Genomic DNA, 7662 nt, shown 5'->3' with positions numbered 1-7662 from the left:
CAATCTATCCTCCGTTAACTCTAATCCATCAACATGCGGCATCATGACATCAATTATAGCTAAATCAACTTGTTCATGTAAAAGGAGATCTAACGCTTCCTTGCCGTCCCCCGCTTCAAGAACCGTAAACTGACTGCTTTCAAGATACACTCTTATTAATTTTCGAATGTTTCTATCATCATCGACGACCAAAATTTTACTCATGTGACCTCCCACTTCCTTTTAGTTTGAAAGGATTAGGGGGAGCCCCCTAATCCTTCTTTTCTGCTAGAATCATCTTTATCGATCGAAAGAAGATCCTATTTTCATCCTTAATTCATTGTTATTCTTCTTTTTTAACGTTTTTCTGTTCATCTTGAGTGGATGCGATTTCCTTTTTGGCTTCACGCTCTTCCTCTTTCAGATCTTCTTCTTCTAATTCCTTTGTGATTTCGCTATATTTTTGTTTAGCACGTTTCCATTTGGTCTTCATTCCACTCATGCTTGCAACCAAACTATAGAGCACTGGGATGACAACCAAAGTTAACACTGTCGACGATACTAAACCTCCGATAACCGCTACAGCCATCGGTGCCTGCATCTCAGCGCCTGCTCCTACCCCAATTGCTAATGGCAACAATCCTAAAATCGTTGTTAATGCCGTCATAATAATTGGACGCAACCTAGTTAATCCTGTCTGGATCAGTGCATCGCGCACGGATGCTTTTTGATGACGCAACTGATTCGCATAGTCAATGAACACAATCGCATTATTTAACACAATTCCTACTAAAATGATAACACCTAAAAACGCTGTTATCCCAAAAGAATATCCTGATACGAGTAAGCCTACGATTACTCCAATCACCGCCAGTGGCAATGTAAACATAATAATAAGCGGTTGTACGAATGAACCAAATTGCTCGCCATGACCATATATACAAAGACTATCGCCAGTACAACAGCTAGTGTTAAGCTAGAAAAGGCTTCTTCCATCATTTCAGCCCCACCAGCGACTTTGATCTCTACTTCATCTGTATCAATAGATAGGTCATCAATCATTTCATCAACCGTTGCTTGAATGCTTGAAGCAGCTGAACCCATATCTACATCCTCAAAAACAGCTGTCACAACAATCGAATCTTGTTGGTTATCTCTAACAACCGTAACAGGACCTGTACCTTTCACGATTTCTCCTATCTCACTTAACGCTACGTCTTGCCCACTTTGTGTTGGCATCATTAACTCTTCTATTGCTTCCTTGGAATTGGAGACACCGTCCATTTGCACACGAACTTCTGTATCAAACATCGTTGTCGCAACAATCCCTTGTAGAGATTCATTGATAAACGTCGCTACTTGGTAAGCCGTTAGCCCATGTTGCATCGCCAAATCTTTATCAACCATATATTGATACTCTGGTTTACCGTCTTGCACACTATTAGTCACGCTTCTAAAATCACTTTCGTCAGATAAACGTTCGGTTAATTCAGCAGAGTATTCTTCCAGTTGTTCGCTATCATCTCCTAACAGCATAACCTCAATTTGGTTCGAAGCGCCCATCATCGCTTCCATGGAACTACTTAGACTGAAACGAACGGTCGCCTTACGGTCAATGCCTTCTAGTTGATCTTCAAAATCGTTCATCATTCTCTCTGTTGAATGAGATCGATCACTTGCAGGAACTAATTTAACTGTAATCGTCCCCGTATTTTCACTACTTCCTGTCGCAGCAGCCATCATGGCATCGCCATTTCCAATTGAGGCTGTCACAAGGTCAACATCTGAGACGGTCTCTAGTTCATTTTCAATTTGTTCAACAACCTCTAATGTACTTGAAAGTGTCGTCCCCTCAGGCATTTCCACATCGATTATAAATATGCCTTCATCTTGCGACGGCATGAGCTCTGTTCCAACTTGAGGAATCAGCATCAATGAAGAGATAAACGCAACCGCCGTAATGAGTAACGTTTTGATACGATTATCTAGTGCCCAAGTAATCACTTTCTTATACAATCGACTTTCTTTTCTTTCTCCGTTTCTTTCTTTCCCCTTGACCACTTTCAGCATGAAGCTAGCTAATGCAGGTACAACGGTTAAGGCAACAATCCAAGATGCTACTAATGAGAATACAACCGTCAAGGCTAACTCTTCAAACAATTCACCGACCATTCCACCGATAAAGACGATTGGCAAAAAGACCGAAAGAGTTGTGAGCATCGAAGCTGTAACAGCACCACTTACTTCTTGAGCTCCTGAAATCGCTGCTTTCTTTCTCGATTTCCCTAAAGTCAGGTGGCGATAGATGTTCTCAATGACCACAATCGCATTGTCAACAAGCATCCCCACTCCTAAAGCCAAACCACCCAGAGACATAATGTTAAGAGACATTCCAGTAAAGTACATTAATACGAATGTCGCAATGACAGAAATAGGGATAGCAAGCCCGACAATGACGGTCGATTTCACTGACCTTAGAAAAGCATAAATAACAGCTATCGCAAAAACGGCTCCAAATACAAGCGCTAATAGCACATTATTGATTGATTCCTGAATGACTTCCCCTTGATCACTTGCGACTGAAAAACGCACTTCGCTATGATCCTGTTTGATCGTTTCCAATCGATCTTGCACGTCGCTTGAGACAGCTACCGTATTAGCCGATGCTTCTTTTTGAATACTAATGAGTAAGCTATCACGGCCATTCGTTCGAGCCATTGACGTGATGTCTTTCTTAGCCAGACTAACATCCGCGATCTCATTTAATGTGACAACATCTAACTCTTCACCATTTTGCGTCACACTAACAGGTACATTTTCTAGTTCTTCAATCGACTCTACACTTGCCAAAATACGTAAGTTTAACTTTTCATTCTCTTCTTCCACAACTCCACCAGGGAAAGTTATGTTATTCCCTTGGATTAGTTGAACGACTTGTGATTGCGTTAAGTTATATTCTGCTAACGCCTCTTCATTGAGTGAAACGACAATTTCTTCTTCAAATCCTCCCGTTACACTAACACTAGCGACCCCGCTAATATTTTGTAACTGCGGGACAATCGTATCATCAACCAACTCTTGAAGATGAGCGATGTCTTCACCATTTGAAACAGCGACTTGGACAATCGGCATCATCGTTGGATCAAATTTAACGAGCATCGGAGTTTCAACACCATCTGGTAATTGAACCATCCCTAACATGGAGCTAAGATCTTCCCTTATCTCCGATATATTTGTTCCCCATTCATATTGAGCAATAATCAATGAAGAATTGGAACTACTTCTTGATTGTATCGTTTCTAAACCAGAGCTTGTCCCTACCACTTCTTCTAATGGCTTCGTGACTACATCTGCCACTTCTTCAGGACCTGCCCCTGGATATGTTGTCATAACAGCCACAACGGGCGGATTAATATTTGGCATTAAATCTAGTCTTAAGCCCGTAAAAGAAACAAAGCCAAGGATCAGCACCAGACACATCATCATAATCGTTGTAACTGGATTTTTTACAGCAAACTTTGGTATTTTCATAGTTGCTTCTTCCTTTCTCGTGGTGTTTTGTCTTGCTAGAGAGAGTATATCAGCGCTATGTGAACTGAATATGAACCAATAGTATATGACTGTATTTACCAATGATACAACTAGAAAAAGCCTAAACCATGCGATTTAGACTACTAATGAATAGATTCAATCGTCTATTGCTCGATCGTAATAAAGCAAAAAATGACATTTTCTCTCAAAGAGGGATAACGACAACCTTCAAACTATTTTTGCATTCTCCTTCACTTTCCATATTCGATAGAAGTGCGTAACAACGACTTTAACAATAGCATAGGTTGGGATTACTAACACCATTCCTGCAACTCCTACGAAACGTCCCGCCACTAGCACTAATGCCATAACCGTCACTGGATGAATGGACAATTTCCTACCAATTACTTGAGGTTGTACAAAGATACTTTCTATTTGTTGAATGACCACAACGATAATCAAGACAGATATTGCCATCACTGGTGACTGTATTAACGCTACGATGAACGAAGGAATCGCGCCGATCCAAGGTCCGACATAGGGAATGAGGTTTGTGACCATTCCAACGATCGCCAAAATCAATGCATATTCTAATCCAATAACTGAAAAACAAATATAGTAAAGAACTCCAATAAACATACACACAAGCAGAACTCCTTGAATATAACTACTTAAAGTCTGATCCATGTTCTTTAAGATCGGTCTAATCATGGTTTGTTTTTCTTTATCCATAAAATTCAAAAAGAACTGTGGGAGTCTATCCCCTTCTTTTAACATATAAAAGAGAATAAATGGAACAATGAATACCAATACCAACACATTAAATAGCGTCCCAATAAATCCAAACCCAGTAGCTACTAGTTCTCCGATAAACCCACCTAAAACCATACCAATTTGTTCAAGCAGCCCCTCCCAATTAAACAGTTCTTCTACGCCAAATCGCTTTCCCAATTCACTTTGCTGAATCTCAAGCATTAACAACTGCAGTTCTGAAACAATCGTCGGTGTACTCGCAATAAGGGTACGAAATTGCCTTTCAATCTCTGGACCAATTAAAGATAAAAAGCTAAACCCCAATCCGAAAAGACCAACAAATAACAGAACGATAGAAAGTCCTTTCGACATTTTTTTATGTAACAGAAGTACGATTGGTCTCAATAAGTAGAAAAGAATCCCTGCAATAAGCATCGGGACAAATAATGTTCTGACAAAGACAATGAGCGGGTTGAATACCCAACCAATCAACGTCCCTAAGTAAATAATTAAAAAAAGCATAATAACGATCGAACCTGCTTTTACAACTTTTATGTACATTTTACATTCTCCTTAGGAAGCTTATTGTTTTAAATTCTATCCTCCTTCTTAACAAGCTAGATAAACATCCTTCCCCCAAAAAAGACAGATAAAAGAACTAGAGAAGCCCTAGCTCTTTTACTTAGTATTATCTAACCTGCTTTTGTAACTTCTCTATATAATACGCAGCTTCCGCTTTGCACGAATAATCAACGTCGTTTGAACCTACCTGCGCAACAAGTGATTCAATCTCACTTATTTGCGTAGGTGTTGGCTCGGTTTCAAATATATTTTGAATGACTTCATTTATTTTTTTTAGTAAGTCCTCTTGAAAACGAGCATCATTGAACAAATCTTGATCAATATCTTGTGCCCATGCTGCATGTTTGCCAGAATGGTTAAACCAATATTGAACAAACTGATCGCTACTATAAACCGACTCATCCCATTCAATTTGACTCATATAAGACAAAAACGCTGTTTTAATTGAACGAGTAATACTAATTTTCAATCCTGTTGGTAAGTTTTGATACATGTAAAACCTCACATCCACTTCCTAATATTTCTAGATTCGATTGCTCTATTTTCCACCAACTAAATAGGCTGATCTCTCTTTCATTTTTGATACTAAAATTCCCTTACTTGCTTCTTATCTTACCCTAAATAACTGGAAAGATATACTAAAAATTAGGGTGTTCAGCAAAGTCCTTTCGTTTAGTTCGTCTATTCTTTCATTTGCAATGTGGTCGTAAGAAAATCAAGTGGTAATCGAAACTTTTCGTTATTGATGACGAGCTCTTGCACTTCCTCTTTTCGTTCCAACGCTTCTTTATGTTCATTCATTTCCATATGGATGCTTTCCATTTTCTTATCTAGCTGAGCAGCAGAATGAGCAGCCTCTTTCAGTTCTGCGACGAGGTGCTTAGGAACTTCTTGATTATATTTGTAATAAATCTTATGTTCCAAGCTTGCCCAGAAATCCATCGCAATCGTTCGAATTTGCACTTCAACGAACACACGTTCAATTCGGTCTGACATAGAAACGGGCACACGTAAAATCAAATGTAAGCTTTGATAGCCATTTGGCTTTGGATTTGCAATATAGTCTTTTATTTCAACGACTTCTAAGTCCTGTTGGCCCTCAATTTGCTTTTTCAATTCATAAATATCCGAGATAAACGAACATGTAATACGTACCCCGGCAATATCTTGGATGTTTTCCCTGATTGATGGTAGAGATAATTCAAACCCTTTTTTATGCACCTTTTTCAAAATGCTTTCTGGTGATTTCACTCGAGACGTCACATTTTCAATCGGGTTATAATCATGAATATATTCGAACTCTTGTTTTAAAATATTAAATTTCGTATTCAATTCATCTAAAGCAAACTGATACAACATCATAAATCTCGTTAATTCGATTTTCAATGCTCTTAATTTGCTTAATTGCTTCCTATCCATCCTTCACACTCCAGTCATGTATTAGCTCTATCCCATCATTATATGACAGTATATCCCAAAGTCCAAATAGCCTTTTTGAAACCTTTATCTTCTGCTTCTAAAGATCATAATAAATTTAACAAGTTGTAAAATCGCCATTAATGTACTTGCGACATATGTTAGTGCAGCTGCATTTAGAACATTTCCTACCCCTTTTTCTTCTTGGTTTGTAATCACACCTAGTTCAAGCATCTTGTCTTTTGCTCGCTTGCTCGCATCAAATTCAACTGGAAGGGTAACAACTTGAAACAGGACTGCAGCTGAAAACAAAGCAATACCGATTCCAATTAAATTCGTTAAATTAAGTAAAAATCCCCCTATAAATAACATTGGTGCCATTTGAGAACCAATATTGGCTAACGGAAAGAGCTTATGCCGTAAGACTAGCATCCCATACTTTGAATCATCTTGAATCGCATGACCTACTTCATGCGCTGCGACAGCTAACGATGCAATCGAATTACCTTGATAGACAGGTTCAGATAGACGAACTGTTTTCGCTGTTGGATCATAGTGATCGGAGAGGGCTCCGCTCTTTGAATACTCAATCTTCACATGAGATAAACCTTCTCGATCAAGAAGCTGGCGAGCTACTTGTGCTCCTGTTAATCCCGTTGTGGCTTGTACTTTAGACCATTTCTCAAAATTACCTTTCACTTTCGTTTGGGCCCACATAGCCAAACCTAATGCGATAAAAATTAAAAAATCCATTGGATGAAATATCAATGTATTTCTCCCTTCCATTTGTTATTTTCTATTTAGGAATGTTAATCTCCTTAAAACTCTTCTCAATTACTATTTACTAGCATGACTTTATTGCTACGTAAAAAGAAGCGACACTTTCTTTTCTTGAGGTTATTATAATGGTTGTATATGAACTGATTATGAACTGATCCATTCATGATCTAAACATTATGATTATCAACTAACGAGCAGCTAATTACGCAATGGCCTATTTACAATAGAATATTAGTCATTTATAATAATAGTAAGAATATTCCATCATTACAACTCTATTCTAAGTTGAGATCTTAGCTATTTACTTCGCTCAATTTGTAAGCGCATACACGCATGAGAGGAGGAAATTTGATGAGTCACCAAATGAGTTCATATATTGTCTGGACAGCTATTTGGCTTAGTATCCTCGGTTTGTTTTTCCTGCACATTTTATTAGGGACCATCGCGGTCACGATCGGAATAATTGGCTTATTTTCAAAAGACAAAGGCATAGCTTTCTTTGCTATTATGATAGGACTCTTTGCCCTTTATTTAGGTTTAAATTGACGAACGATATGTAGGATGGGAAATGGTCTATTCAAGTCTATACTAATTTAGGATTAGACAATTTCTTTTTTTGAT

6 protein-coding genes and 1 pseudogene are annotated in these 7662 nt (G+C 38.4%); 1 reads left to right on the top strand and 6 read right to left on the bottom strand.

What is annotated here, in order from left to right; all coding sequences use genetic code 11:
* From JCM9140_RS10365 to JCM9140_RS10340, 6 genes and pseudogenes are all read right to left on the bottom strand, one after another.
* On the bottom strand, positions 1-204 hold a 204-nt coding region (locus JCM9140_RS10365; protein ID WP_034745722.1), incomplete at its 3' end, for a response regulator transcription factor.
* A gap of 118 nt (positions 205-322) precedes the next feature.
* Positions 323-3459: pseudogene (locus JCM9140_RS10360) on the bottom strand (efflux RND transporter permease subunit).
* Positions 3460-3738: 279 nt separating this feature from the next.
* Positions 3739-4824, bottom strand: a complete 1086-nt coding sequence (locus tag JCM9140_RS10355; protein ID WP_034745719.1) for an AI-2E family transporter — start codon at positions 4822-4824, stop codon at positions 3739-3741.
* A gap of 127 nt (positions 4825-4951) precedes the next feature.
* Entirely contained in the window at positions 4952-5338 is a 387-nt protein-coding gene (locus JCM9140_RS10350; protein WP_034745716.1) for a hypothetical protein, read from the bottom strand.
* A 188-nt stretch (positions 5339-5526) separates the two neighbouring features.
* On the bottom strand, positions 5527-6264 hold the full coding sequence (locus JCM9140_RS10345) for a GTP pyrophosphokinase (protein WP_034745714.1): 738 nt from the start codon (positions 6262-6264) through the stop codon (positions 5527-5529).
* Between the two features lie 84 nt (positions 6265-6348).
* Complete coding sequence (locus JCM9140_RS10340; RefSeq protein ID WP_034745746.1) at positions 6349-7029, bottom strand: zinc metallopeptidase; 681 nt, start codon at positions 7027-7029, stop codon at positions 6349-6351.
* A gap of 363 nt (positions 7030-7392) precedes the next feature.
* On the opposite strand from JCM9140_RS10340, the gene JCM9140_RS10335 reads away from it, so the two are divergent.
* Complete coding sequence (locus JCM9140_RS10335) at positions 7393-7587, top strand: hypothetical protein (RefSeq protein WP_034745711.1); 195 nt, start codon at positions 7393-7395, stop codon at positions 7585-7587.
* Positions 7588-7662: the final 75 nt, after the last annotated feature.

Source organism: Halalkalibacter wakoensis JCM 9140 (assembly GCF_000513095.1).
Lineage (GTDB): Bacteria > Bacillota > Bacilli > Bacillales > Bacillaceae_D > Halalkalibacter > Halalkalibacter wakoensis.
The sequence above is the reverse complement of the archived record's forward strand: the minus strand, read 5'-3'. Positions and strand labels throughout refer to the sequence as shown.